The sequence below is a fragment of the Mycolicibacterium confluentis genome (genome assembly GCF_010729895.1).
Taxonomy (GTDB): Bacteria; Actinomycetota; Actinomycetes; order Mycobacteriales; family Mycobacteriaceae; genus Mycobacterium; species Mycobacterium confluentis.
The window spans coordinates 5,664,085-5,689,029 of sequence record NZ_AP022612.1 but is presented as its reverse complement, the minus strand read 5'-3'; the positions used below and the strand labels follow the sequence as shown (position 1 = coordinate 5,689,029).

At 67.8% G+C, this 24,945-nt stretch carries 27 protein-coding genes and 1 tRNA gene; 8 read left to right on the top strand and 20 right to left on the bottom strand.

Annotated elements, in window-relative coordinates; all coding sequences use genetic code 11:
* The first annotated feature begins 21 nt into the window (after positions 1-21).
* Complete coding sequence (locus G6N34_RS26670) at positions 22-1,407, top strand: aldehyde dehydrogenase family protein (RefSeq protein ID WP_234813012.1); 1,386 nt, start codon at positions 22-24, stop codon at positions 1,405-1,407.
* Positions 1,408-1,467: 60 nt separating this feature from the next.
* Here the strand turns inward: G6N34_RS26670 and G6N34_RS26665 are convergent, their stop codons facing one another.
* Together G6N34_RS26665 and G6N34_RS28365 are read right to left on the bottom strand one after the other, a co-directional pair.
* Positions 1,468-2,862, bottom strand: a complete 1,395-nt coding sequence (locus G6N34_RS26665) for a cytosine permease (RefSeq protein WP_085154296.1) — start codon at positions 2,860-2,862, stop codon at positions 1,468-1,470.
* Positions 2,859-2,984, bottom strand: coding sequence for a hypothetical protein (locus tag G6N34_RS28365; RefSeq protein ID WP_264016571.1), 126 nt, complete (start codon positions 2,982-2,984; stop codon positions 2,859-2,861). The genes G6N34_RS26665 and G6N34_RS28365 overlap by 4 nt, the downstream gene beginning before the upstream one ends.
* A gap of 243 nt (positions 2,985-3,227) precedes the next feature.
* Here G6N34_RS28365 and G6N34_RS26660 point away from each other — a divergent pair, with 243 nt between their 5' ends.
* Positions 3,228-4,460 (top strand): NAD(P)/FAD-dependent oxidoreductase, encoded by a 1,233-nt coding sequence (locus G6N34_RS26660; RefSeq protein ID WP_085154294.1) that lies wholly within the window; start codon positions 3,228-3,230, stop codon positions 4,458-4,460.
* Positions 4,461-4,480: 20 nt separating this feature from the next.
* Positions 4,481-5,446 carry a phosphotransferase gene (locus tag G6N34_RS26655; RefSeq protein ID WP_085154292.1) on the top strand — a complete coding sequence of 322 codons (966 nt, stop codon included), beginning with the start codon at positions 4,481-4,483 and terminating at the stop codon, positions 5,444-5,446.
* Here the strand turns inward: G6N34_RS26655 and G6N34_RS26650 are convergent.
* The 6 genes from G6N34_RS26650 to G6N34_RS26625 are packed head-to-tail and all read right to left on the bottom strand — an operon-like array spanning position 5,412 to position 10,673.
* Positions 5,412-5,903 (bottom strand): NUDIX hydrolase, encoded by a 492-nt coding sequence (locus G6N34_RS26650; RefSeq protein WP_109788597.1) that lies wholly within the window; start codon positions 5,901-5,903, stop codon positions 5,412-5,414. The genes G6N34_RS26655 and G6N34_RS26650 overlap by 35 nt on opposite strands.
* A 10-nt stretch (positions 5,904-5,913) precedes the next feature.
* On the bottom strand, positions 5,914-7,290 hold the full coding sequence (locus G6N34_RS26645) for a WS/DGAT/MGAT family O-acyltransferase (protein ID WP_085154290.1): 1,377 nt from the start codon (positions 7,288-7,290) through the stop codon (positions 5,914-5,916).
* 42 nt (positions 7,291-7,332) lie between these two features.
* Positions 7,333-7,746 carry a VOC family protein gene (locus G6N34_RS26640; protein ID WP_085154288.1) on the bottom strand — a complete coding sequence of 138 codons (414 nt, stop codon included), beginning with the start codon at positions 7,744-7,746 and terminating at the stop codon, positions 7,333-7,335.
* Positions 7,747-7,765: 19 nt separating this feature from the next.
* Positions 7,766-9,001: a sulfotransferase family protein gene (locus G6N34_RS26635; RefSeq protein WP_234813011.1), complete on the bottom strand. Its 1,236-nt coding sequence runs from the start codon at positions 8,999-9,001 to the stop codon at positions 7,766-7,768.
* Positions 8,998-10,068 carry a DUF1214 domain-containing protein gene (locus G6N34_RS26630; protein WP_085154284.1) on the bottom strand — a complete coding sequence of 357 codons (1,071 nt, stop codon included), beginning with the start codon at positions 10,066-10,068 and terminating at the stop codon, positions 8,998-9,000. The genes G6N34_RS26635 and G6N34_RS26630 overlap by 4 nt, the downstream gene beginning before the upstream one ends.
* Positions 10,065-10,673: a TetR/AcrR family transcriptional regulator gene (locus tag G6N34_RS26625; RefSeq protein ID WP_085154282.1), complete on the bottom strand. Its 609-nt coding sequence runs from the start codon at positions 10,671-10,673 to the stop codon at positions 10,065-10,067. Before G6N34_RS26625 ends, G6N34_RS26630 begins: the two co-directional genes overlap by 4 nt.
* Before the next feature lie 98 nt (positions 10,674-10,771).
* On the opposite strand from G6N34_RS26625, the gene G6N34_RS26620 reads away from it, so the two are divergent.
* Positions 10,772-11,125, top strand: coding sequence for a Fe-S protein (locus G6N34_RS26620; RefSeq protein WP_085154280.1), 354 nt, complete (start codon positions 10,772-10,774; stop codon positions 11,123-11,125).
* Positions 11,126-11,230: 105 nt separating this feature from the next.
* On the opposite strand, the gene G6N34_RS26615 is transcribed toward G6N34_RS26620, so the two are convergent.
* The 4 genes from G6N34_RS26615 to G6N34_RS26600 all read right to left on the bottom strand — a co-directional run bounded on the left by G6N34_RS26615 (position 11,231) and on the right by G6N34_RS26600 (position 14,206).
* On the bottom strand, positions 11,231-12,823 hold the full coding sequence (locus G6N34_RS26615; RefSeq protein WP_085154278.1) for an MFS transporter: 1,593 nt from the start codon (positions 12,821-12,823) through the stop codon (positions 11,231-11,233).
* Between the two features lie 158 nt (positions 12,824-12,981).
* Positions 12,982-13,072, bottom strand: a tRNA-Ser gene (locus G6N34_RS26610).
* Between the two features lie 148 nt (positions 13,073-13,220).
* Positions 13,221-13,682, bottom strand: coding sequence for a nucleoside deaminase (locus G6N34_RS26605; protein WP_085154276.1), 462 nt, complete (start codon positions 13,680-13,682; stop codon positions 13,221-13,223).
* Positions 13,679-14,206, bottom strand: a complete 528-nt coding sequence (locus G6N34_RS26600; RefSeq protein WP_085154274.1) for a tRNA adenosine deaminase-associated protein — start codon at positions 14,204-14,206, stop codon at positions 13,679-13,681. Before G6N34_RS26600 ends, G6N34_RS26605 begins: the two co-directional genes overlap by 4 nt.
* A gap of 93 nt (positions 14,207-14,299) precedes the next feature.
* On the opposite strand from G6N34_RS26600, the gene G6N34_RS26595 reads away from it, so the two are divergent.
* A complete protein-coding gene (locus tag G6N34_RS26595) occupies positions 14,300-15,244 on the top strand; it encodes a prephenate dehydrogenase (protein WP_234813023.1) in 945 nt (314 codons plus the stop codon).
* On the opposite strand, the gene G6N34_RS26590 is transcribed toward G6N34_RS26595, so the two are convergent.
* The 5 genes from G6N34_RS26590 to G6N34_RS26570 form a co-directional block, all read right to left on the bottom strand.
* Positions 15,207-15,800, bottom strand: a complete 594-nt coding sequence (locus G6N34_RS26590; RefSeq protein WP_085154270.1) for a putative glycolipid-binding domain-containing protein — start codon at positions 15,798-15,800, stop codon at positions 15,207-15,209. The two genes, G6N34_RS26595 and G6N34_RS26590, sit on opposite strands and share 38 nt — an antisense overlap.
* 84 nt (positions 15,801-15,884) lie before the next feature.
* A complete protein-coding gene (locus G6N34_RS26585) occupies positions 15,885-16,646 on the bottom strand; it encodes an ABC transporter permease (RefSeq protein WP_085154268.1) in 762 nt (253 codons plus the stop codon).
* On the bottom strand, positions 16,643-17,311 hold the full coding sequence (locus tag G6N34_RS26580; RefSeq protein ID WP_085154266.1) for an ABC transporter permease: 669 nt from the start codon (positions 17,309-17,311) through the stop codon (positions 16,643-16,645). Before G6N34_RS26580 ends, G6N34_RS26585 begins: the two co-directional genes overlap by 4 nt.
* 2 nt (positions 17,312-17,313) lie before the next feature.
* Positions 17,314-18,429: an ABC transporter ATP-binding protein gene (locus tag G6N34_RS26575; protein WP_085154264.1), complete on the bottom strand. Its 1,116-nt coding sequence runs from the start codon at positions 18,427-18,429 to the stop codon at positions 17,314-17,316.
* Positions 18,430-18,438: 9 nt separating this feature from the next.
* Positions 18,439-19,386, bottom strand: coding sequence for an ABC transporter substrate-binding protein (locus G6N34_RS26570; protein WP_085154262.1), 948 nt, complete (start codon positions 19,384-19,386; stop codon positions 18,439-18,441).
* A 105-nt stretch (positions 19,387-19,491) separates the two neighbouring features.
* On the opposite strand from G6N34_RS26570, the gene G6N34_RS26565 reads away from it, so the two are divergent.
* Positions 19,492-19,827: a LapA family protein gene (locus tag G6N34_RS26565; protein WP_085154260.1), complete on the top strand. Its 336-nt coding sequence runs from the start codon at positions 19,492-19,494 to the stop codon at positions 19,825-19,827.
* Here G6N34_RS26565 and G6N34_RS26560 read toward each other — a convergent pair.
* Positions 19,824-20,627: a transglutaminase-like domain-containing protein gene (locus G6N34_RS26560; protein WP_085154258.1), complete on the bottom strand. Its 804-nt coding sequence runs from the start codon at positions 20,625-20,627 to the stop codon at positions 19,824-19,826. The genes G6N34_RS26565 and G6N34_RS26560 overlap by 4 nt on opposite strands.
* Positions 20,628-20,711: 84 nt before the next feature.
* Complete coding sequence (locus G6N34_RS26555; RefSeq protein ID WP_085154256.1) at positions 20,712-21,320, bottom strand: histidine phosphatase family protein; 609 nt, start codon at positions 21,318-21,320, stop codon at positions 20,712-20,714.
* A gap of 55 nt (positions 21,321-21,375) precedes the next feature.
* Between G6N34_RS26555 and G6N34_RS26550 the strand changes: the two genes are divergently transcribed.
* On the top strand, positions 21,376-22,467 hold the full coding sequence (locus G6N34_RS26550; protein ID WP_085154254.1) for a zinc-binding metallopeptidase family protein: 1,092 nt from the start codon (positions 21,376-21,378) through the stop codon (positions 22,465-22,467).
* Complete coding sequence (locus G6N34_RS26545; RefSeq protein ID WP_234813010.1) at positions 22,464-23,048, top strand: TetR/AcrR family transcriptional regulator; 585 nt, start codon at positions 22,464-22,466, stop codon at positions 23,046-23,048. The genes G6N34_RS26550 and G6N34_RS26545 overlap by 4 nt, the downstream gene beginning before the upstream one ends.
* Here the strand turns inward: G6N34_RS26545 and G6N34_RS26540 are convergent.
* Complete coding sequence (locus G6N34_RS26540; RefSeq protein ID WP_085154250.1) at positions 23,045-24,922, bottom strand: alkyl/aryl-sulfatase; 1,878 nt, start codon at positions 24,920-24,922, stop codon at positions 23,045-23,047. The genes G6N34_RS26545 and G6N34_RS26540 overlap by 4 nt on opposite strands.
* Between the last annotated feature and the right edge of the window lie 23 nt (positions 24,923-24,945).

The following is a 24,945-nucleotide window of genomic DNA, read 5'->3' as shown; positions in this document are numbered from 1 at the left end:
CCAACCGAAAGGCGATATTTCGTGTCCAACCAACCGCCCTACCAGGTGACCAATCCCGCCACGGGAGAAGTCCTGGCCACCTTCCCCTACGCAGGCGACGCCGAGATCGAGCAGGCACTCGCTTCGGCCGTCGATGCGCAGAATGCCTGGGCCGCAAGATCAGTCGAGGAACGCGCCGGTGTCCTCACCGCGGTCGCGGATGCGTTCGACGCCAAGGCCGACGAACTGGCCAAGCTCGTGACCACGGAGATGGGCAAGAAGCTCAGCTCTGCCGCGGGCGAGGCACGCTTCGCCGCCGCGATCTTCCGTTACTACGCCACCGAGGGACCGGCGCTGCTCGCCGACCAGCCGCTTTCGGCGCCGGGCTCTGACGTCGCCGTGGTCCAGCGGCGCCCGATCGGCGTGGTCCTCGGCGTGATGCCGTGGAACTACCCCTACTACCAGGTGGCGCGGTTCGCGGCACCCAATCTGCTCGTCGGAAACACGGTACTGATCAAGCACGCCGAGAACTGCCCGTGGTCGTCGGCGGCGATCGCCGACCTGCTCAGCGAGGCCGGTGTGCCCGCCGGCGCGTTCGCGAACGTCTACGCCACCTTCGATCAGATCGGTTCGCTCATCGCGGATTTCCGCATTCAGGGTGTGTCGGTGACCGGCTCCGAACGCGCCGGTGCTGCCGTCGCCGCCCAGGCCGGACGTCACCTGACCCGGGTGGTGCTGGAACTCGGCGGCTCGGATCCCTACGTGGTGCTCGACGCCGAGGATCCTGCCGCTGCCGCGCGGGACGCCTGGCGGATCCGGATGTCCAACATGGGTCAGGCCTGCAACTCGAACAAGCGGATGATCGTGAGCCGGGATATCCACGACCAGTTCCTGGCCTCGCTGATCGAGCAGGCGACGAGCCTGAAGCCCGGCGACCCAACGGATCTCGGTGCCGACGAGTTCGCTCCGGTCGTTTCGCGGGCTGCGGCGCTCACCCTTCGGGACCAGATCACCGACGCCGTCGAGAAGGGGGCGACTCTGCACGTGGGTGGCACCCTGGCCGAGGGCCCAGGTGCCTACATCGCACCCGCCGTCATCTCCGGAGTGACGGAGCAGATGAGGATCTATCACGAGGAGGTCTTCGGCCCGGTCGCCGTCGTCTACCCCGTCGACAGCGACGAGGAGGCGGTGCGGTTGGCGAATGACATCCGGTACGGCCTGGGCGGTTCGGTGTTCTCCACGGATGAGAAGCGCGCCGCCGAAGTCGCACAACGGCTGGAATGCGGTATGGCCCACGTCAACACCTTCTCGGCGGAGACCCCCGAGATGCCGTTCGGCGGCACCAAGGCGTCGGGCTTCGGCCGGGAGCTCGGCGCGCTGGGCATCGACGAGTTCACGAACAAGCGGCTCTACTACGTGGCGCGCTGACGAACTCACGAAAAAGGAGGAGGGGCCGGTCTCCCGGCCCCTCCTCCTTTTTGCGCTCTGCTACCGCATCGAGTTCTTCAGCAGCCCGGGGAGGGCCTTCATGAGGACCAGGTACACCAGTCCCGAGGCGAGGAACGCCGGCACCGTGGCGCTCATCACCGAGAAGGCCTGCGTTCCGGGTGTGAAGGTCACCGGATCGAGGACGTACAGGTAGGTCACCACACCGGCGGCGATGGCCACGAACCCGGCGGGGTTGAATCCCGCGATGTACCAGTAGGTCCGGGCACCGTCGTCGTACAGCCCATGGACATCCAGGACCTGTCGGCGCAGCAGGAAGTAGTCCGCGACCTGCACACCGCACAACGGACCGAGCGTCACGCCCGCGAACGCCAGGAACGTTCCGTAGTGGGCCATGAAGGGATCAGCGAAGACGGCGACCACCACCGCCACAGGAATGGTGCTGACGATCGTCGCGGTCCGCCACGAGATCGCCCGATCCACCGACTTGATCTGCTTGAGCGCCAGGGCGCAGGCGTATACGCCGACCATCGTCGTCCCGATCGTGGACAGCGCCATGAAGATCAGCGCCACGAGACCCAGTGCGACACCGCCGGATTCGATCATGAACAGCGTCGGGTTTCCGCCCGACTCGGGCACGACGACCGCGGCGAACAGACCGACGCACAGGATGGCGCCCATGCTCAGACCGAGTCCGAGGACCGACGGGATGACGGCGGTACGGGTGGACCGGGAGTTGCGGGTGAGGCCGCCGATGTAGGGCCACCACGCAACCGCACCGGCGATGCCGAGCTCGACCACGATCATGTAGTTGGTGGACTCGTCGGGCAGCGGATCGACGGCGGGCGCCGAGAAGATCATGCTGGGGCCGAATTTCACGAACATGAAGATCGTCATGATCGCGGCAGTGACGAGCACGGTGATGGCGATGATGGGCCCCGCCAGACGCAGCGTCGCCGGCCCGTTGCGCAGCATCACCACGACGATCACACAGGAGACCAACCCGATCACCACCGACAGCACACCGGCGCTCGACTCGCCGACCACCCCGAGCGCGGCGAGCGCCTCGGCGCCGGAGCCGCCCAGGTAGATGGTCAGCACGGAGTTCCAGCCGACAAGGATGGCCATCACCAGCGCCAGGGTGAACCAGGACCCGCGAACACCGAGGGTCGGTCGGGTCGAGCGCACCGCCTCCAGGCCGTATCGCGTCGCGGGCGGCAGGGCGGCCAGCAGGGAGATGAAGACGCCGATCATCGTGCCCGCCACTATGCCGATGGAGCCGCGGCCTGCGGTCACGTAGGCGGCCACGTAGCCGCCGGTCATGAAGCACCACACCGCGATGGCTGCCGACGCGGTGTTGCCATAGATCGCGATGGGTCCCCAGGTCCGCTCGGACGGGTGGACGGGACGATTGGTTTCGAGTGCGACTTCGGTCATGCCAACCACATCCAGCCGGCGAGCAGGGCCAGAAGGGGCAGGACGATCGTCGTCACCACGAGTTTCACGAGGGTCGCGCGGTCGAGCGGATCACCGAGGAGCTGCGGGTCGTCTTCTTGCACGTGTGTCTCCACAGGGTTGAGGGTTCGAACTTGTGTGGAGAGTCACGCTATGAAGATGACGAGCCCGCCTGAATAGGACTTTTCTGACCCAACGAACTAGGACCCCTCCCCCGTGCCCCGTGATCGTGGGTGGGGTCCTACGAACGATCGGGCGGAAGGTCCTATGGTGAGTCCCGATCTGCCCACCTAGCGTCGATACGACGCCGTCGGGACGGCGTCGGGAAGGCGAGAGGAGCTCGGTCCATGAGCAGCGTTCGGGACAGCAGGATCACTGTCGTTGGTGGCGGCGCGGTCGGTGCGTCGGTCGCATACGCCCTCGCCGTAGCCGGCCACGACGACATCCAGCTCGTCGACGCGGCGGACCCAGCGGCCGCCACCACCGCGCAGGCCGCAGGTCTGGTCGGCCAGCCCCGCTCCACTGTGGAGGCCACTCGCGCCAGCATGGAGGCCGCCGAGTTCTATCGCCGGATGGAGGCCGACCTCGGAGTGTCGTCGGACTGGCGCGAGACCGGAAGTCTGCGGGTGGCGCTGTCAGACGAGACCGCTGCCGAGTACCGCGCGATGGCCGACATCGCCGAGTCCGCGGGCCTCGAGGTCGAGATCGTCGACGGTGCACGCGCGCAGGAACTGTGCCCCGGGCTGACTGACGTCAGCGACGTGCGGCTGGCGCTCTGGTGCCCCACCGACGGATTCGTGCAGCCCAACAGCGTCACCGCCGGGTACCTCGCCGGGGCGCGACAACGCGGCGTCCGCGTGATGCCGCACACCCAGGTGCGCGAGCTGCGTATCACCGATGGCCGGGTGACCGGCGTCGTCACCGACAAGGGCGAGATCACAAGCGAACTCGTGGTCAACGCGGCTGGCCCGTGGGCCGGCGCCCTCGCCCGCACCGCCGGCATCGAACTGCCCGTCGTCCCAGTGCTCGTGCAGTACCTCATCACGGCGGACACCGACGTGTGGAGTTCCGCGAGTCCGTGCCTGCGCATCCCCGAAGTGCAGGTGTACGCCCGCGGTGAAGGCCGCGGCCTCCTGGTCGGGGGGTTCGAGAACAACGGAACCTCGATCGCGCCGGAGACGCTGGACTCCGACAGCACAATCGCACGCCACGAGAACTGGGAGGTGCTCGGGGAGTTCGTGGAGGGACTCAGCCGCGTCGTCCCCGAGATCACCGATCTGGGCATCCGCACCGTGTTCACCGGGTGGCCCGGCTTCACCCCGGACGGGAACTTCCTGATCGGCCCAGTCAGCACACTGCCCGGCCTGGTCATGGCGGCGGGCTGCAACGCCCACGGCGTGCAGGGATCACTGCACATCGGACGCCATGTGGTGGAAAGCCTCTCCGGGGACGTGTCCCCGGCCGTCGCCGCCATGAGTCCCGACCGCTTCATCCCGCGCACCTGGTCCTGGGAGGACGCGCGCCGTTCGGCCCAGGCGATCTGTGAGAACTACTACCCCCGAGTGCCGCAGCGCGCCTGAGTTCCACTGAGGGAGAACCGATGACAGCAACCACCAGCCAAAGCAACGGTCACCACGACCTGATCGAGGGCGCCATCGGCCGCATCTGGCCGGGAGCGCAGTGGTCCGCCGCACCACTTGACGACGGCATGACCAACCGCAACTTCAAGGTGACCGTCACGCCGCCCGGCCAGCCGGAACGCGTCGTCGTGGTGCAGGAGCAGCTGCCCGCCGACAAGGCCGCCGAGATCGGCATCCTGCGCTCCAACCAGATGCGGATCTGGCCCCGGATGACCGAGATCGGGCTGGCCGCTGAACTGCTGCTGGCCGTCGAGGATCTCGGCCTGACCGTCGTCGAATTCGTCAGCGGCACCAGGCTCTCCGATGTGCAGGACAGGGCGGTGGCCATCCGCCTGACCGCGCGGGCGCTGCGCCGTCTGCACGACGAGACGCGAGGCGACGCGACCCCCGGCCTGGTGTCGGACCCGTTCGACGGAATGACGTGGCTGGCCGCTCGGATCCGCGACGAGAACCCGACCATGCTGGAGGACTTCCGGTGGGCGCTGGATCTCGTCGACCGGATCCAGGCGGCCCGCGGGGCGTACGAGCCGTGCCAGGTGCACACCGACGCCACGCACGTGAACATCATCCTGGCCCCCGAGGGGGATCGCATCACCCTCCTGGACTGGGAGTTCATCGGGGCCGGCGACGGCTACATGGACTTGGCCCACTTCGCGGCGCGCGCCGAGCTGACGGCCGAGGAGGAGGAGCTCCTGGTCGAGACCTACGAGGGTTCCGGTGACTGCGCCCGCGCCCTGGCCATCGTCCGGGTGTACCGGTTCATCAGCATGCTGCGTGAGGGGCTGTGGTCCGTGCTGGCCGACGGCATCGGGTTCCTCGACGAGTTCGACCACGCGCAGTACGCGCGCGAGTGTCTGGAACGCATGGACAACACGGCCAAGAGCGCGGTGTTCACCGAGGCAATGGAGACCCTGGAACACGCCTGAGACGGTCGAGCAGCCGGTCCAAGAAGGGCGCCTGGCTCTTGAGCAGCTTGTCGCGGGCGGCGTCGACATGCAGCCAGGCGACTCGATCGATCTCCGGGAACTCCCGCATCCGTCCGGATCCGCGCGGCCACTCGATCTCGAAGGTGTTGCTGCGGGCGTCGGTGATGTCGAGATCGGCCTCCAACGCATAGGCCGTGACGACCTTTCCGCCGGACTGCTTGACCTCGCCGAGGGCCACCGGTTCGCCGTCCGGCACACCGAGGCTGAGTTCTTCGGCGAACTCGCGCCGCGCGGCCGCCAGCGGATCCTCGCCTTCGGCGTACTCGCCTTTCGGAATGGACCAGGCGCCCTGGTCTTTTCGCGCCCAGAACGGACCACCCGGGTGGGCGATCAGCACCTCTAAGCCGTCGTCGGCGATGCGGTACAGCAGCAGCCCAGCACTGAGTCTCGCGGCCACAGCGCTTCCGTCACACCCCGACGGCGCGCTCGAGGTCCTTGAGGGAGTCCTCGAGGTGGCCGAGCAGTCGCTGCAGGTGCGGGACGCTGCTGCGGCAGCCGACGATCCCGAAGTCCAGTTGATCGCCGTTGGTCACCAGCGTGATGTTGACCGCCTGCCCGTCCATCGCGATCGACAGCGGGTAGTTGCCGGTCAACCGGGCGCCCTTCCAGTACAACTGTTTCTGCGAACCGGGCACGTTGGAGATGACGACGTTGAACGGCGGCGGGGTGTTGCCCACCACCCCCGGCACCATCACCAACCCCAGCGGGGACAGCAGGGCCGCCGACAGCGCCAGGGCCTGCAACTTGGGCAGTTCCGAGAAGACTTTCTTGTTGCCGGCCATCGAGTCGGCGATGGTCGCCAGGCGCAGCGCGGGATCCTCGACGTCGGTGGCCAGGTTGCACAGAATCGCACCGACCTGATTGCCGCCTGCGTTCGCGTCGCTCTCCGAGCGCAGGCTCACTGGCACCATGGCGATCAACGGTGCGTCCGGAAGCCCGTTCTGCTCAATCAGATACGCGCGCAACGCGCCCGCGCACATCGCCAGTACGACATCGTTCACGGTGACCTTCGCGGCCCGTTTGATCCGTCGCACCCGTTCCAGCGGCCACGTCTGCGCCGCGACCCGGCGCGCGCCGCCGATCTTGCCGTTCAGCATCGTCTTGGGCGCGCCGAACGGCAGGGTCAACTGCTGCTCGAGCAGCGCGGCCCTGGCGAGCTTCACCGTCGACGGGGCGAGTCCGATGACCGAACCCGCGGTGTCGCCGACCGCGCGCAGCAGCCTGCCCACCGGCGAACTGTCGCCGCCCGGTGCGCGTCGGCGTTTCTGGGGCGGCAGTGCCCACGGCGCGCGGACCGTGGTGTCGGCGGGGTCCGTCGACAGCGTCCGCTCGGTGAGCTTGAGCGCCGAGACACCGTCGAGCAGTGCATGGTGCACCTTGGTGTACACCGCGAACCTGCGGTCCGGGAGGCCTTCGATGATGTGCGCCTCCCACAGCGGCCGATGCCGGTCCATCAGCGTGCCGTGCAGGCGTGAGGTCAACTCCAACAGGTCGCGGATGCGCCCGGGGGACGGCAGGGCGGAGCGGCGCAGGTGGTAGTCGAGGTCCACGTCGTCGTCGTAGGTCCAGGCGGCGTTGGTGATCCCGCCGAACAGCGTGGCGGGGTGCTTGCGGAACGTGGGCTGGAAGTCCTTGACCGCCGCGATCTCCTCGTACAGTTCCCGAACGAAGTCCGGGCCCGCGTCGTCGGGCATCTCGTACAGAGACAATCCGCCGACATGCATCGCGTGCTCACGACTCTCCCCCAGCAGGAAGATCAGGTCGGTCGGCGATATCAACTCCATGTGCCCATTCCTACTCGTGGCCGGCGGGTGTCACGCCGGGAATCACAACGTTCCGTAGAACTCGATCCAGTTTCCGTCCGGGTCGGCGACGAACATGAATCCGATACCCGGCGCAGGCGCGAACTCGGTCACCGGTTCGACTACCTCATACGGGCTGTCGGCAAACCGGTCGCCGATCTCGCGCAGGTTTTTCACCCCAAGGGTGAAGAAGCGGATGCCGGCCTGTGCGGGTCCGCCACCGGGCACCGGCGGGGCCAGTGGCGCCGGATCGTGGGTCACCAGCTTGACCACGCAGTTGCCGACGGCGTAGCGGCGCTGCCTCCCGCCCGGGAAATCGAGTTCGCCCGCGCACTCCAGGCCGAGGAAGTTCTCGTAGAATTCGACCATCTCGTCGAGTCGGGTGGTCACCACGGCCACCTCGACTCCCGGCGTCAGCAGGTCCAGTTTCACCGTCACCCGACCATCATGTCGGACGTCAGTCGACGAACCTCTCCCGGTAGCTCTGAAAGCGTTCGGAGACGGTCGCCGGGTCGAGGCCGAGATCGGCCGGGTCGTAGAGGACGCCCCCGTACTGCCCTCGCGGATGTTCGGCCAGGAACTGCCCCATTGCCGCTTGGACGTCGGCGCCGAACGGTTGCCCGGCCCGTTCGTAGATGGCCCGCAGCGTGCCCTGCTCGTCGGCCATGAAGTCCTCGAAACGCACGTCGATGGACTGCTCGGCGGGCAACACGTCTCGGTCCCGGACACAGCCGTCGAGCAGATCGGCGATGCGGCCGAGCCAGTACGGCACCAGCACGGACAGGTCCGGCCGGCTCGACATCCGTGCCGCGTAGCAGATCATCGTCAGCATCGACTTCGTGACCTCCACCGGATCCCGGTGGGTGACAACGAAAGTGGCGTCCGGGAACGTCGCCCGCAGGGTCGGGAACTGCTCAAGGTGCTGCGGCGACTTCAGCACCCACCGGGTGCCGCCCCGCAGCCACTGCATGGCCTGCAGGCTGCGCTTGAGGTAGGCGTACGACGACGCCTGATCGTGCGCCTTGTAGTGCGCCGCGAAAGTCGGCACATAGTAGGTGGTTTCGAACAGCATGCCGGAGATGTCGTTGGCCAGGAGCTGGATCTCCTCGTGCGCGTGCTCGACCGTCATGTCGTGCATGCGGCGGAACTCCGGCATCGTCGTGTGGATCAGGTCCAGGCCCGCGGCGCACCGGTCCCGACGGGGCCCGGGTCCGTCCTCGCCGGGCGCCGGAAAGGGCTCCAGGCTCTCCCAGTACGGCATGTGGCGCAGCGCGGGGTCGGCCGCCAGCAGGTTGTGCAGATGAGTGGTGCCGGTCCGGGGCAGTCCGCAGATGACGATCGGCCGGTCGATGACGACGTCGTCGATCTCGGGGTGGGCCGTCACCAGTGCCTGCAGGCGAAGGCGGTTGACCAGGTTGCCGACCAACTGCTCGAAGACGATGGCCTTGCCGGTATCGGAGAGACCGGCCTCGTCACGCAGCGACGTGCACAGGATCTCGAGACGCTCCCGGAAATCCGTTGCGCCCCAGTCGTCCAGACCGGTGCGCTCGACGGCCGCGGCCAGCATGGGTTCGGGCCGCAGTTCGAGTGCGGAGGCGTAGGCCGCCAGTCCGTCGCGGATCGGTGCGGCGGCCTCGGGGAACGTCGGGTCCGCCAGATCACTGAAGCGGATGGGCGCGGGTCGAGTGATCACGCTCCGGCCTTTCGGATGTCGGCGACGTCGACGACGCGGCACGTCGGACGCGCGGGGGTGGCCTCGGGGAGGAACCAGCGCAGCCAGATCAGGCCCTTCGCTCGGCCCGCGGTCGAGACCCAGTTCGGGTGGCCGGGGTCCTCATCGCTGATCACAATCTCCCACGACCCGTCGGGTTGGTGGGTCACGTGCGCGCCGTTGATGGTCACGCGTTCGTAGGTGTAGTCGTAGGTGTGCAGGAACGGATTCCACAGGCACAGGTTCCAGAACACGCACTCGGGTGACGTTCCGGTCACCACAAGTGCCTGCCCCGGGCGCAGGTCGTAGGCGCCCATCGCATAGGCCGCATCGGCGGCCGACCACCCGTAGGCGTGTTGCGGCACGGGGAAGGGTTCGAGGATCTCGTTGGGCGGGTCGATCTTGGTGGGCAGGAACGACACCTGTTCGTGCAGCCAGATCTTCGCGGACCTGAGCCTCTTCGTGAGGTCCTCGGCGCTGTCGTGGCGCCGCGCGGGCGGGTCGAGGGACTCGATGTGCCAAGTCGGGCGGCGACCTGTCTGCGGTTCGGTCAGGTAGTCGCGGGTCAGCGCGAACTCCGCGTCGGGATCCAGTTGCAGGGTCAGCCCCTGCTGGGGTTGTGGGCTGAGGAAGAACTCGAAGTTGCCGTCTGCGTCAAACGTCAGGTTGCGATCGTTTGTGGTGCCGACGATCCGGTTGCTGTACTGGCCTCCCCCGGGCCCGCCGTACACCGTCATCGACAGGTAGACCGCGTCGCCCCGATTACCGGTGACCCGGTAGGTGCGGTTCGGATCCAGCGGTGCGAGTTGGTAATACGCATCCGAGTTGTCGCCGCCCCACTTCAGGTAGGGACTGATCACATCGACGAGGATGGGCTTGTCGCGATCGCCCCAGACGTAGGCGTCGACCGCGACGCGCAGCAGGCTGAAGGTCAGCCGATAGCCGTCGAGCAGGTCCTGGCCCTCGAGTTGCGCGTCGAGCACCTTGGTCTCGATGGCCCGCAGTTCGTCGAGCAGATCGCCGAATGCCGCCGAGAGTTCCTGTGTCATCGCTGACGCGCCTTTCCTGTGGTGTTCGGTCGTGCACCGTCAGTCACCAAGGCGCACAGTCGCTTCGCAAATCCGTCGACACCGGTGGTGTCGCGGCCCATCTGGGCGGTGTAGAAGGCCGTGCCGATGAGCACCTGGTAGAGCATGTCGACGTCCACCGCGGCGTCGACGGCGCCCTGTTCGACCCCTGCGCGCACCAAATCGCCGAAGGCCGCGCGGGTGCGTTCGTCGAGCAACTGCTGCGTGCGGATGTGCAGTTGTGGGTCGCGGTGCCGTTCGGCCAGGATGCCCAGCGCCGCAGCCTCCACGACCGGTTGCCGCCAGAACGTCAGGGCGCCGCGCACGAAGCTCAGCAGGTCTGCTTCGAAATCGCCTGATGTGCTGGGTATCTCGCCGTCGGACGGGGCGTCGAAGACCGCGTCGAACACCACGTGAGCCTTGGACGGCCACCGGCGGTACACGGTGGGCCGGCTGACCCCGGCCTCGCGAGCGATGGCCTCGATGCTGACCTGGTCGTAACCGTCTTCGATGAGCAGCCGCCTGGTGGCCGCCACGATGTCACGATCGGTCTGTGGGTCGCGGGGCCGGCCGCGTGGTTCCGGCATGCCAATAGATTTACAGTACGTAACGTAATCCGGGGGCGGTTTGGCAACACCGCCCACGAGGCGGCCCCAGCCGTCGACCATGTCGTAATCTCATCGGCATGGAGCTACTACGCGACGTAGTTGTATTTGTTCACATCTGCGGCTTCGCCGTCACATTCGGCGCCTGGGTCGCCGAAGCCGCGGCGCGCCGGTTCCAGGTGAGCCGCGTGATGGATTACGGCCTGGTGGTGTCGCTGGTCACCGGCCTGGCTCTGGCCGCGCCGTGGCCGGCCGGCATCGTGCTGAACTACCCGAAGATCGGCACCAAGCTGGTGATCCTGGTGGTCCTCGGCGGCCTGCTCGGCATGGGCAGTGCGCGGCAGAAGCGCACCGGTGAGGCCGTGCCGCGTGGACTGTTCTACGCCGTCGGCGCGCTGTCGCTGGCCGCGGCCGGTATCGCCGTCATCTGGTAGCTGCAGTCAGGGCCTCACCCCAGTAGGCCCCCGCGCCCAGAGTTGACTTGTTGCACGCGTTTCGCGAGTGCGGCCGTCAACAGCTCAACTCTGGGCGACAGAGATTCAGTCGGGGTAACGCACCGCGAGGTAGTGCTGGGAGACCGCCGGGCCCTCGGTGAGGCGCTCGACGTTCTGCTCGATGAGCTGGTCCTGGCCGGTGAGCCGGGTGTAGTGCTGGTGCATGTGCTCGCCCCAGGAGCGCACCACAAACGTCTCCACGAACGTCGACTCCTGTTCGACGCTGCGGAACAGCCGCCACATCGCCGCGCCGGTCCGCTGCCGGGACCGGCCCAGCCTGGCCATCGCGGTCAGGAACGGCTCCTCGTTCTCTGGGTCCACGCGGTAGGAGGTGATCACCAGCACCGGCCCGTCCAACGGTTCAGGCTCGAACACCAACGTCGGTTCCGGCCAGTGCGTCGACGGGGTGAGGTCGAGGTTGCCGGTGCCGGCATGCAGCGGCCACCACGCCAGCGACACTCCGCAGAACACCAGCAGCGCGGCGCTGACCAGCAGACTGGTGACGCTGTTGGTGGCCCCGGCCAGCACACCCCACAGCAGCGAGCCGACGGCCTGGCCACCCATGAAGACCAGCTGGTACACCGACAGCCCGCGGGCACGCACCCAACCGGGCAGGCTCAGCTGCATGGACGCGTTCAGCGTCGCGAGCGTCAGCAGCCACGCGGTACCGCCGATCACCAGACCCGCAGCGACCGCCATGACGTTGTCCACGAGCGCCAGCACGGCAGTGGCCAGCGCGAACCCGGCGGCCCCCGCGATCAGCAGTGTGTTCTCCCCGTACCTGGACCGCAGTCGCGACAACGCGAACGCGCCGAGCACGGCACCGACACCGAGGGCACCCAACAGCGCGCCGTAGCCGGCCGAGCCGAGGCCGAGCTGGTCGCGGGCGATCACCGGCAGCAGGCCCCACACCGCGCTGCCGGGCGCGATGAACAACACGGTGCGCAGCAGGATGCGCCGCACGATCGGGGATCTGCGGATGTAGCGCCCGCCCGCGCTGAGCGCGGCCATCGCCCGCTCGGGCGGGAAGTCGTTCTGGATGGGCGGGCGCCGCCACCAGATCAGCACCAGCACGATGCCGACGAACGACACCGCGTTGAGCGCGAACACGATTGTCGGCCCGGTCAGCGACACCAGCGCGCCGGCGATCGCGGGCCCGATTGCCCGGGCGCCGTTCATGCTCATACTGCCCAGTGCGGCGGCCGCCGGAATCTGTTGCGACGGAACGAGATCGGGCTGGATGGCCTGCCATGCCGGCGCGGTCAGCGCCTGCCCGCAGCCGATCACGAACAGCAGCGTCAACAGAACGGTCGGGGTGGTCAGCCCGGCCCCGGTCAATGTCGCGAGCAGCCCGACGCCGGCGGCCATCGCGCCCTGCGTGGCGATCAGCAGGCGGCGGCGGTCAATCAGATCTGCCAGCACCCCGGACGGCAACGCGAGCAGCATGACCGGCAGCGTGGTCGCGGTCTGCACCAGCGGCACCAGCACGGCGGCGCGCGGGTCGTCGACGAGCATCCACTGCGCGCCGACGGTCTGCATCCACGTGCCCAGGTTCGACACGAACTGCGCGATCCACAACGCCCGAAAGACCGGCGACTGCAACGGCGCCCACATGGAGGTCGAACTCGCCGATGTCATCTGCCTCCCCGCCTGCGCTCGTGGACACTGTAGGTCCGCGACTGCTTACCCGGCGCGGGGTTGGCTCACGCGCCTGGCCAGTGGGGCACGCGGTTGCCAGGAAAACTCTGCATCGGAAATGAAAAAGCCCCTCACCTGCATACACAGGTGAGGGGCTCTGGCGGTGGCGGAGGGATTTGAACCCTCGGACGGGGGTTACCCGTCACACGCTTTCGAGGCGTGCTCCTTAGGCCGCTCGGACACGCCACCGTGTGGCAGCTTACCGGCCGCCCGCGTCTGGCCCTAATCGCGCTGGCTGCATCACACCCCGGCGGTCACACGCCCCTGCGAGTTCGACGTGAGGGCTGTGAAATCGCTTCCGCAACGACCCTGGTGTCGATCTTGCGCACGTCACCCGTCAGCGCTGGGTCGCGAAGAACTCCTCGAGCAGCGCGGCGCACTCCCGCTCCAGCACACCGCCACGCACCTGCGGGCGATGCGTCAGCCTGCGGTCACGCACCACATCCCACAGCGAGCCCACCGCGCCGGTCTTGGGCTCCCAGGCCCCGAACACCACCCGTGCCACCCGCGCCATGACGAGCGCGCCCGCGCACATCGTGCACGGTTCGACCGTCACCGCCAGGGTCGCGCCCTCCAGCCGCCAGCCGTCACCGTGGACGGCCGCGGCAGCCCGCAGCGCCAGGATCTCGGCGTGCGCGGTGGGGTCCCCGAGTTCCTCGCGGGCGTTGGCGGCGCGGGCCAACTCGACACCGGACGCGTCGACGATCACCGCGCCGATCGGGACGTCACGCGGACCCGCGGCGCGGGCAGCCTCCAGCGCGGCCCGGATGAGGGCCTCGTCGGTGGGGGAAACGCTCACCGATCGAGTTTGTCCAACACCGCCGAGAGTTCGTCGGCGAAACCCATCTCGCGCGCGATGCGGCTGATCTGCTCATCGGCGTACAACTCGGTGTCCCCCACGATCACCCCGAGCACGTCCTCATGCAGGCCGATGTCCGACAGCAGCGACAGGTCGCCCTCCTCGAACGGATCGGAGTCCTCGAGTTCGTCATCGTCGATGTCGGCGTCCAGCTTGTCGAGCACTTCGGCAGCGAAGTCGTAGTCCAGGGCCGCGGTCGCGTCGGACAGCAGCAGGCGCGTCCCCGCGGGGGCGGGTCGCACGATCACAAAGAATTCGTCGTCGACGTCGAGCAGCCCGAACACCGCACCTGAGCTGCGAAGTTCCCGCAACTCAGTCTCGGCGACACTCAGGCTGGTCAGAGCCGCAGGGCGCATCGACGAACACCGCCACTTTCCTTCCTCGCGCACGACGGCGACCCCGAACCCGTCGGGGCGGTCTTGGTCCGCTGAAGCTTCCTGCTTCGAAGCTCGCTGGGTTCCCATGGGCGCTTACGGTAGTCCTCCGGCATCAGGGTTGAACAGGCAATCGCCCGCTGCAGGGTTGTGTGCCAACCTTGGACGGTGAGCAGAACACCCGTGTGCGTGCTGGGCCTCGGCCTGATCGGTGGCTCGTTGATGCGCGCGGCCTCCGCTGCGGGCCACCCAGTGTTCGGCTACAACCGCTCGGTGGACGGCGCGAAGGCGGCCCAGTTCGACGGCTTCGAGGCCTCCACCGACCTGACCGCCACGCTGCAGCAGGCCGCCGAAACCGAGGCCTTGATCGTCGTCGCTGTGCCGATGCCCGCCGTCCCGACGATGCTGTCCCACATCGCCGACACCGCTCCGCTGAACCCGCTCACCGACGTCATCAGCGTGAAGGGCGCGGTGCTCGACGCCGTGCGGCAGGCCGGCCTGTTGGCGAACTACGTGGGCGGACATCCGATGACCGGGACCGCGCATTCGGGGTGGTCGGCCGGACGGACCGACCTGTTCGAGGATGCCGCCTGGGTGCTGTCGGTCGACGATCACGTCGACGTCCAGGTCTGGACGCAGGTGATGAACCTCGCGCTGGACTGCGGTTCTTTTGTGGTGCCTGCCCGCTCCGACGAGCACGATGCGGCCGCCGCGGCCATCTCGCATCTGCCGCACCTGCTGGCCGAGTCCCTGGCGGTCACCGCCGGTGAGGTGCCGTTGGCGTTCGCGTTGGCCGCCGGATCGTTCCGCGACGGGACACGGGTCGCGGCCACCGCTCCCGATCTGGTGCGGGCGATGTGCGAGGCCAACAGCTCCGACCTGGTGCCGCTGCTCGATCAGGCCATCGAACAGTTGACTTCGGCCCGGCACTCGCTGGCCGAGTCGCAGTCAGTCAGCGAACTGGTCGAGGCCGGGCATGCCGCGCGTATCCGCTACGACAGCTTTTCGCGGCCAGACATTCTGACGATCACGCTCGACGAACCCGACTGGCGTGCCGAACTGGCCGCCGCGGGTCGTGCGGGCGGGGTGATCAGATCCGCTCTGCCAGGCCCGGGTAATCGACGATGAACCCGTCGGAGTCGACGGTCATGGTGGCGCTCGCCACGGGCGACTGGACCTTGATGCCGTCGGCCGCCCCGGTGTAGCCGATCGTCACGGGCGCGACCACGAGGTCGGGCAGCCACACATACACGATCGGCAGCGACACGGAGTCCAAGCGCTGGTGCAGACCTGTGCGGCGGATCGGCAGTGCGTTGAAGAACGGGCTGAACACGACGTCGACATCGAGTGCTCCGTCGAACGCGGCCCGCGAGGTCTGACCGGTGTGGTCCTGGACGAGCCACATGTTCTCTTCATCGCGGGCGATCGACAGCTGACGCTCGCGCTCGGCCGAAGTCACCGTCATCGACAGTCGCTTGGTGGCCCCCGACTCGTCGGTGACGAGGTCGTAGGAGGCACTGAACGCGGGGGCCGAGTCGGTCGCTGCCGACACGATTCGCCCATACGCCTTGATGCGGTTGCCGGACAGCTGCACCCTCACCGATTCCATCCGCGGGATGTCATATGCCCGCCAGGTCAGGATGGCAGGCCAGGCAGTCTGGGCCGGAGCATTGGCTGTACTCACCCATCTACCGTAAGGGACGCGGTGACTCGTTCGTAGTGGGGTGGACAACTGATCCCCACACTGAGACCGCACTCACGACAATGCCTACTCACGCCTGTGCGCCACCGGCACCGGCTCACTGTGAGATGCGCCGAGCATGACTTCGTCGTCGAGCAGTGGCTGCGGCATCCGTCCGCCGAAGCGTGACAGCCTCCCGGCACCCGGCACCGACAGCCAGACCGCGAACGCGCACGCCGCGTCGAGGAGCAGCGCGAGCGCGGTGACCATGAGCGCCCCGACCAGTGCGATGTGGAATTGACGCACCTTGATGCCGTCGATCAGATACCGTCCCAGGCCGCCCAGGCTGGCATAGGCCGCCACCGTCGCGGTCGCCACGATCTGCAGCGTCGCGGTGCGCAGTCCGCCGAGGATCAGTGGCAGGGCGATCGGGGTCTCCACGCGCAGCAGCACCCGCGACTCCGTCATGCCCATCGCGCGCGCCGCGTCCACCACCGTGGCTTCGACATTGGCGATTCCCGCGTACGTGCCGGCCAACAGAGGCGGGATGCCCAGCAGCATCAGCGCCACGGTCGGCGGCACCAGACCCAACCCCCACAGCAGCACACCGAGCAGCAGCACACCGAGCGTGGGCAGGGCCCGCAACGCATTGACCCCGGTCACGACCAGGAACGTGCCGCGCCCGGTGTGCCCGATCAACATGCCGATCGGAATGGCGATCAGCGCCGAGAACAGCACCGCGATCGCGGTGTACTGCAGATGCTCCAGGATGCGCGCACCCAGTCCCGCGGGGCCGGCCCAGTTGGCGGCGGTGAAGATGAAGGACAGCGCCTGTTGCAGGAAGTTCATTGTGCCGCCCGAAGTTTGAGTCGCGGTGCGCGGGTGGCCCGCACCCACGGTGTGATGGCCCGGCCCAGCAGCAGGATCAAGCTGTCGATGACCACGGCGAGCACGAAGATTGCGATGATGCCCGCGATGATCTGATCACTCTTGTCGGCCTGATAGCCCTCGGTGAACCACGTGCCCAGCCCGCCGATGCCGATCACCGAACCCACCGACACCATCGAGATGTTGGTCACCGCGACCACACGCAGGCTGGCCACCAGGATCGGAATCGCGAGCGGCAGTTCGACTTTCACCAGTTGGGTGAGCGGCCGGTACCCGACGGCGGTGGCGGCGTCACGCACCTGCGCCGGCACGGCGTCGAGCGCCTCGGGTACGGCCCGCACGAGCAGTGCGGTGGTGTAGAGCGTGAGGGCGACGATGACGTTGGCCTCGTCGAGGATCCGGGTCGGGATGATCAGCGGCAGCACCACGAACAGCGCCAGCGACGGGATGGTGAAGATGATGCTGGCCGTCACCGTCGTCAGGCGCCGCAGCACCGTGGTGCGCTGGACCGCGGCCCCCAACGGCACGGCGATCATCAGGCCCAGCACCAGAGGCACCAGTGACAACCGCAGGTGCACCAGGGTCAGGGCCCAGGCGCTGTCGAGGTGCGTCAGCAGGTACCGCATGGCTAAGTCCGCCAGGGGTCGCGCTGGGCGCGCTGTTCATCGAGGGCCGCGAGCACCTCGTCGGCCTTGACGCCACCGGCCACCCGGCCCGCCTCGTCGACGGCCACCCCGAAACCCGACGGCGAGGACAGCGCAGCGTCGAGTGCCTGACGCAGGGTGCCGTTCGGCCGGAACAGTGATCCCCCGGCGATCGTGCTGTCGTATAACGACTTCCCGCTGCGGTGCCGCTCGACTCCCTGCCCGTCGATCCACGCGTACGGCGTACCGTCGCCCTGGGTCACCAGGGCCCACTCACCTGCCGCCAACTCCAGTGCGTCGACACCGTCCTCGCCGACGTGCCGGATCTCATGCACCGGAAGGCCGGCGGCACCGAAGAACTGCAGTCCGCGATAGCCCCGGTCGGCCCCGACGAACCCGGCCACGAACTCGTTGGCGGGGTTCGACAGCAGACGGTCCGGCGGGTCGTACTGCTGCAGCACCCCGCCGGGGCCGAACACCGCGACCTTGTCGCCGAGCTTGAGCGCCTCGTCGATGTCGTGGGTGACGAACACGACGGTCTTGCGCAGTTCGGCCTGCAGCCTGATGATCTCGGCCTGCAACTCGTCGCGGACCACGGGATCGACCGCACTGAACGGCTCATCCATCAGCAGGATCGGTGGGTCGGCGGCCAGCGCCCGGGCCACGCCCACGCGCTGCTGCTGTCCGCCCGACAACTGTGCCGGATAGCGGTTGGCCAACTTCGGATCCAGGCCCACCCGTTCGAGAACGCCGTACGCGGCCTGACGAGCCTTGCGCCGCGATTCGCCGCGCAGCACCGGGACCGTCGCGACGTTGTCGATCACGCGTTGATGCGGCATCAGTCCCGCGCTCTGGATGACGTAGCCGATGCCCAACCGCAGCTTCACGGGATCGACGCCTGTGACATCCCTGCCGTCGACCGTCAGTCTCCCCGAGGTCGGCTCGATCATCCGGTTGATCATGCGCATCGAGGTGGTCTTGCCGCACCCGGACGGACCGACGAATGCCGCGAGGGTCCCCTCCGCCACGTCCAGGGTCAGGTGGTCCACCGCGATGGTGCCGTCGGGGTACTGCTTGGTGACGTCATCGAATGTGATCACTGCGGTGGCTCACCTGTCCGATAGCGGTTTGTCGAATCCGTGCTCCTGCACCCACTTCTCGGCCGCCTCGTCAGGGTCGGCGCCGGCATTGCCGGACACCGCGGTGTTGAGTTCGATGAGCGCCTCGGTGGTCAGTTCGGCGGACACCGCATCGAGGATCCGCTTGAGCTCGTTTGACATCTTCTGCGCACTGACCACCGGCACCACGTTGGCGGCCGGGAAGTTGTTCTTCGGGTCCTCGAGCACGACGAGGTCGTTCTGCGCGATCGCGGGTGACGTGGAGAAGATGTTGGCGGCCGTCACGGTGCCGTCGACCAGCGCTCGTACCGTCGCCGGCCCGCCACCATCGCTGATCGCCACGAAATTCTTGGGCGCGATGTCCAACCCGTAGTTCTTCTTCAGACCCGGCAGGCCCTCGGTGCGGTTCAAGAACTCCGACGGTCCACCGAACTTGACCTCGGGGGAATGCTTCGCCAAATCCTCGATGGTCTTCAGGTTCCACCTGCGCGCCGTCTCGGCCGTGACGGCGACGGTGTCGACGTCGGAGGCCTCCGATGGCGTCAGCATCGCCAACCCGCCGGGCAGCGCACGATGCAGTGCGAGTTCGACGGCTTCCGGGGATGTGGCGGTGGTTTCCGGGTCGAAGTACTTCAACAGATTGCCGGTGTACTCCGGGACAAGGTCGATCGAATAGTCCTGCAGCGCCGGGATGTAGGTCTCGCGGCTGCCGATCCCGAACTGGCGGCCGACCGTGAACCCGTTGGCTTCCAGGGCCTGCGCATAGATCTCGGCGACGATCTTCGACTCCGGGAAATCCGCGGACCCAACGACGACGGTCTTCAGGTCACCGGAGGCACTGCCACCGCCGAGGGGATTGGAACTGCCGCAGGCGCTGGCGCAGACGGCCAGGACGAGCATCACCACGGCGGCCACCAGGCTGCGCATGCGCGTGGTCATCTTCGTGACAGTAACGGCCCGCACGCCCGCCTGTCCCGATTTGACTCACGGTGAACACACCGAAGAGAGGTTTGCTTCTTTGCCAGAAAAGACGAGTATGGGCCTATGAGCAGTGATCCGAGTGTGCCACCGCCCGCCGATGCGCCGCCCCCAGCCCTGCCCTTCGAACCGGGAGCGGAGTCCAAGCTCACCAAGGCCGCCGCACTGTGGGCGGCGCTCATCCTGGGCTTTCTCATCCTCATCGTGCTGCTGATCTTCATCGCGCAGAACACCACGTCGGTGGCGTTCGCCTTCCTCGGCTGGCATTGGACGCTGCCGCTGGGGGTGGCGATTCTGTTCGCTGCAGTGGCCGGTGGACTGATCACCGTGGCCGTCGGTGCGGTACGGATGTTCCAGTTGCGGCGCGCCGCCAAACGCAACCTCAAGCTCAGCGCGCGTTAGCCGAGCGTCACCAGCTCGGGCACCCGATCGGTGGGCAGATCGCCGTCGACGACGGCGGTCACCTCGGTGCGATTGAGCGTGATCGCGCCTTTGTGGTTGTCCAGGAAGGCCGTATCAGCGGCATCGCGTCCAGTCGCGATCCGCACCATGGCCTGCCGGGGCGCAAGGCATGTCGCGTCGACGACCCGCCAGTGCCCGTCGACGAACGCCTCGGCGACGGCATGGAAATCCATCGGCGCACAACCGGGTGCGTACACCGACACCATGCGGGCCGGCACATTCACCGCGCGCAACAGGGCCACCACGAGGTGCGCGTAGTCCCGGCACACCCCTGCCCCCGCGAGCAGCGTGTCGGCGGCACCGTCGATCGGGTCACTGGACCCCGGCACGTATTTCAGCCGGGTGCCCACCCACGACGACACCTTCTCCAGCAGCGTCGCCGAATCCGCGTACTGGCCGAATTCGGTTGCGGCGAAACCGAAGAACTTGTCGGTCTCGGCGTACCGGCTGGGCCGCAGGTAGGTCGACAGGTCGACGTCGGTGACCGGCGGCGGGTCGGCCTGGCCCTTGACCGTCGCGGCATAACGCACCTTGAGAGTGCCCTGGTCGGCGTCGAAGATATGGATCCGGTTGCCGTGCGCGCCGGCGATCTCCTTGGCCTCAATCGCTGCGCCGTTCAATTCGAACGACAGCGACTCGGTGACCTCGGCACCAGGGTGCGGGGCAACGGCGATCTGGAACTCGAGCGTCGTCGGCGCGGTGATGTCCACGTCGAGTTCGGCACCGACATCACGTTTCATGGGCGGCTTTCTGTAGAGGTGAGGGAGCCAGTCTGCTCTACCCGCGTGCGCAGTGGCGCAAACTGTGATGTGCGGCTCACCGCCCTATCCGCGGCGGTTGCGTGGGAGCAGATCCCACACATGTTCGGTGGTGTTCGTCGACACCACGGTCGCAAAGCCTTTTCGTGAATACAGCAGGCGCGTGACCGAGGTGTAGTCGACCGGGAACGACAACATCCGCCGGGTGCCCAGAATCTGGTGCAGCAGCACGTTGATCACGCCGCCGTGGCTGAACACCGCCACCGTGTCGTCGTGGTCGGCGGACGCGACGATGTCGTCGACGGCCCCACTGATCCGCGCTGTGAACTCTTCCTCGTCGACTCCGGCGGGCAGGTGCCCGTCCGCCATCCGCGCCCAATCCTCGGGCCGCTCCGAACGCAGCTGCTCGATCGGCACGTAGCCGGCCATGTCGCGGTCGTACTCCGCCAGGCGCGGTTCGATCTCGATGGCGAGACCGCGCGCGGCCGCCACCGGTTCGGCGGTCTGCCGGGCCCGCAACTGGGGGCTGCTGACGAGGCGGGTCAGCGGGAACCTGGCCAGCGCGTCGGGCAGGCGGCGCGCCTGCTCCCACCCCTGCGCGGCGAGTTCGGGATTCGAGCCCTGACCGTGCTCACTGCGATGGGGCAGTGCATGACGAATCAGCAGCAGCTGCATCCAACAACCTCCGGCTCGTCCGAATTCGCGCGTTCGACCGTGCAACGATAAGGCCATGCGCGCATTCGCCTGCCCGGTGTGCCACGGCTACATCGCGTTCGAGAGCGATCAGTGCACGTCGTGCGCGGCGTGGGTGGGGCTGGTGCTGCCGTCGCAGGAGATGGTGGCGATCGACGTCGACCCGGGTGCGACGGTCGTCGTCGGCGGCCGGGCGTGGACGCACTGCACGCAACGACGCACGCTCGAGTGCAACTGGCTGACCCCCGCCGATCAGGAGGCCGAACAGCGCGGTCGCTGCCTGGCCTGCTCGCTGATCCGGCGGGAACCGGACGCCGACGACACCCTGGCCCGCGAGAAGCTCGTGCCCGCGGTCCGCGCGCTGCGTCGCCTGGTGTACCAACTCGACGACCTTCACCTGCCGCTGACGCCATGGTGGCGGCAGGACGGCGGACTGGCGTTCGATCTGCTGTCCAGTTACACCGCCGGGAAGAAGGTGATCATCGGGCATGCCGGCGGCGTGATCACCATCGACGTGGTGGAGACCCTCGACGACTACCGGGAGAGGCTGCGCGTCGCACTCGGTGAGCCGTACCGGACCGTGCTCGGGCACTTCCGCCACGAGGTGGGGCACTACTACCAGAACATCCTGGTGGAGAACGGCGACGGAGCGGCCCGTCATCTCGACGCGTGCCGCGCACTGTTCGGCGACGAGCAGGTCAGTTACTCGGACGCGATCGAACGGCACTACGCGTTCGGTGCCCCGAAGGGCTGGGAGGAGTCCTTCATCTCGGAGTACGCGACCATGCACCCCTGGGAGGATTTCGCCGAGTGCTTTGCGCACTATCTGCACATCGCCGACACCATCGACACCACCCGTGAGGCCGGCATGGTCCTGCGCGCCGACCGGGTCCGGTTCTCGGCGCCCCGGGATGTCGCACCGCTGGAGTCCTACGACGACGCCCCCATCGAGCAGTTGCTGTTCGACTGGCGCTGGATCTCGCTGTTCTTCAACCGGGTCAACACCGCGATGGGCAAGCCGCCGCTGTATCCGTTCGAACTGCCGCCCGCGGTGGTGGCCAAACTGGGATTCGTCCATCGGGTGGTGCGCGACACCGCGCGGGAACGACAGGCCGGGGCCGCGCTGTGAGCACTCAGGTCTCGACGCAGGAGTCCGACCGCAGCGACGAGGTGGAGCGCATCCTCTCCGCGGCCGTCGCGGTGATGCAGCGCGTGGCTCCGGCCACGCCGCGAGTCAGTGACATTGTCGCCGAGGCGAATACGTCGAACAAGGCGTTCTATCGCTACTTCGCGGGCAAGGACGAACTCTTCCTGGCGGTGATGCAGCGCGGCGTGGCGCTGACGGTGACCTACCTGGAACGGCTGATGGCGAAGGAGACCGACCCGGCCGAGAAGATCGTGCGCTGGATCGAGGGTGTGCTCGAGCAGGTCGCCGATCCCGAACAGCTGAGCACCAGTCGGGCCACCACCGCGCAGATGTCGGCGTCGGCCAATCGCAGCGTCGCCAACAGCGACATCATGTCGCCGATGCGCGATCTTCTCACCGAACCCACTGCAGCCCTGGGACTCTCACCGTTGGATGCCGATGCGGTGTTCCTGTGCACCACGGGCACCATGCGCCGCTTCTTCGGCGCGGGCCGGCGACCGAGCCCCGAGGACATCGCCCATGTGGTCCGGTTCTGCCTGCGCGGGATCGGGGCCCGCCGCTAAGGGGTCACGATGTCGAAATCGGGGTTCGGGGAGTCGAGCACCCCGGTGAGCCTCTGAATGGCGGCCGCGTCACCGTCGATCTGCAGACCGGGCGAACTCACGTCACCGGCGGCCAGGGTCAGCAGTCGCACCGAGGAGGCCAGCGTGAGCGTGGCGGTCGCCGTCGCGGGATCGGCCGGAACTCTGCGGTGCACGAGCACCCCATTGCGCAGCGTCAGTCGGTGGTTGCTGCCCGTGTCCTCGAAGGTGACGTCGAAGGCCAGGTCCAGATCCCAGGCCCGCGGTCCGTTGATGCTGATGGCCAGGGCGTCGAAGATCTGCTCGGGTGTCAACTGCGCCATCAGGGTCGGCGCCGTCGCCTGCGTCGGCGTGCCGAAGTTGCCGTCGGACAACTCGGTGGCACCGGAGAGGAAGAAGTTGCGCCACGGGCCGTTCTCGGATCCGTAGGCCAACTGCTGCAGCGTCGCGATGTAGAGCCTGCGCGCCCCGGCGTGGTTCTGGTCGGTGAAGATGACGTGGTCCAACAGTGTTGCGGCCCAGCGGTAGTCACCGTCGTCGTAGGCCCTCTGCGCGATCTCCACGACGCGCTCGATGCCGCCGATCGCCGCCACGTACCGCGGCCCGATGACCTCCGGTGGGTGGGCCCACAGCCGGGCCGGATTGCCGTCGAACCAGCCCATGTACCGCTGGTAGACGGCCTTGACGTTGTGGCTGACCGACCCGTAGTAGCCGTGCGCATGCCAGGCCCGTTCGAGCGCGGGCGGCATCGGGAAGTCCTCGGCGATCTCGATTCCGGTGAAGCCCTGGTTGAGCAGGCGCAGCGTCTGGTCATGCAGGTACGCGTACAGATCTCGTTGCAGCGAAAGGTATTCGACGATGCGGTCCCGCCCCCACGTCGGCCAGTGGTGCGAGGCGAACACCACATCGGTGCGGTCCGACCAGGTGTCGATGGCCTCGGTGAGGTAGCCCGCCCAACCGTGCGGATCGCGGACCAGCGCACCACGCAGCGTCAACAGGTTGTGCAGGTTGTGCGTGGCGTTCTCGGCCATGCACAGCGCCCGGAACTTCGGGAAGTGGAAGTGCATCTCGGCGGGGGCCTCGGTGCCCGGCGCCATCTGGAACTCGATCTCGACCCCGTCGATGGTGTGCGTCTCACCGGTCGAGGTGATGTCGATCGTCGGCACGATGATCGCGACCTCGCCGGTGGACGGTGTCTGCCCGAGGCCGCAGCCGACCTGTCCGCGCGGCCCACGCTCCAGGCTGGCCCCGTACATGTACCCCGCCCGCCGTGCCATCGCGGTGCCGGCGTAAACGTTCTCCTGCACCGCGTGTTCGGTGAATCCCTCGGGTGCCAGGACCGCGACCCTGCCCGCATCCACGTCGGCCTGCGTCGTCACACCCAGCACGCCGCCGAAGTGGTCGACGTGGCTGTGGGTGTAGATGACCGCGACCACCGTGCGCTCGCCGCGGTGCTGTCGGTACAGCGCCAGCGCGGCGGCGGCCGTCTCGGTGGAGACCAGGGGGTCGATGACGATGATGCCGTTGTCGGTCTCGACGAACGTGATGTTCGACAGGTCAAGGCCACGCACCTGATAGATGCCCTCGACCACCTCGTAGAGGCCCTGTTTGGCGCACAGTTGACTCTGCCGCCACAGGCTGGGGTGCACAGACGTGGGGGCGTCGGCGTCCAGGAATGCGTAGGCGTCGTTGTCCCACACCACCCGACCGTCGGCGGCCTTGACGACACAGGGTTCGAGACGGCCGAGGAAACCGCGGTCGGCGTCCTCGAAGTCCTGGGTGTCCTCGAAGGGCAGCGACGCGAGGTGCCGGGCGTGGGCCGCTTCGACGGACGGGGCGGGCGCTTGGGTGTCCATGTGCCCAGTGTCCCCCTGGGTCG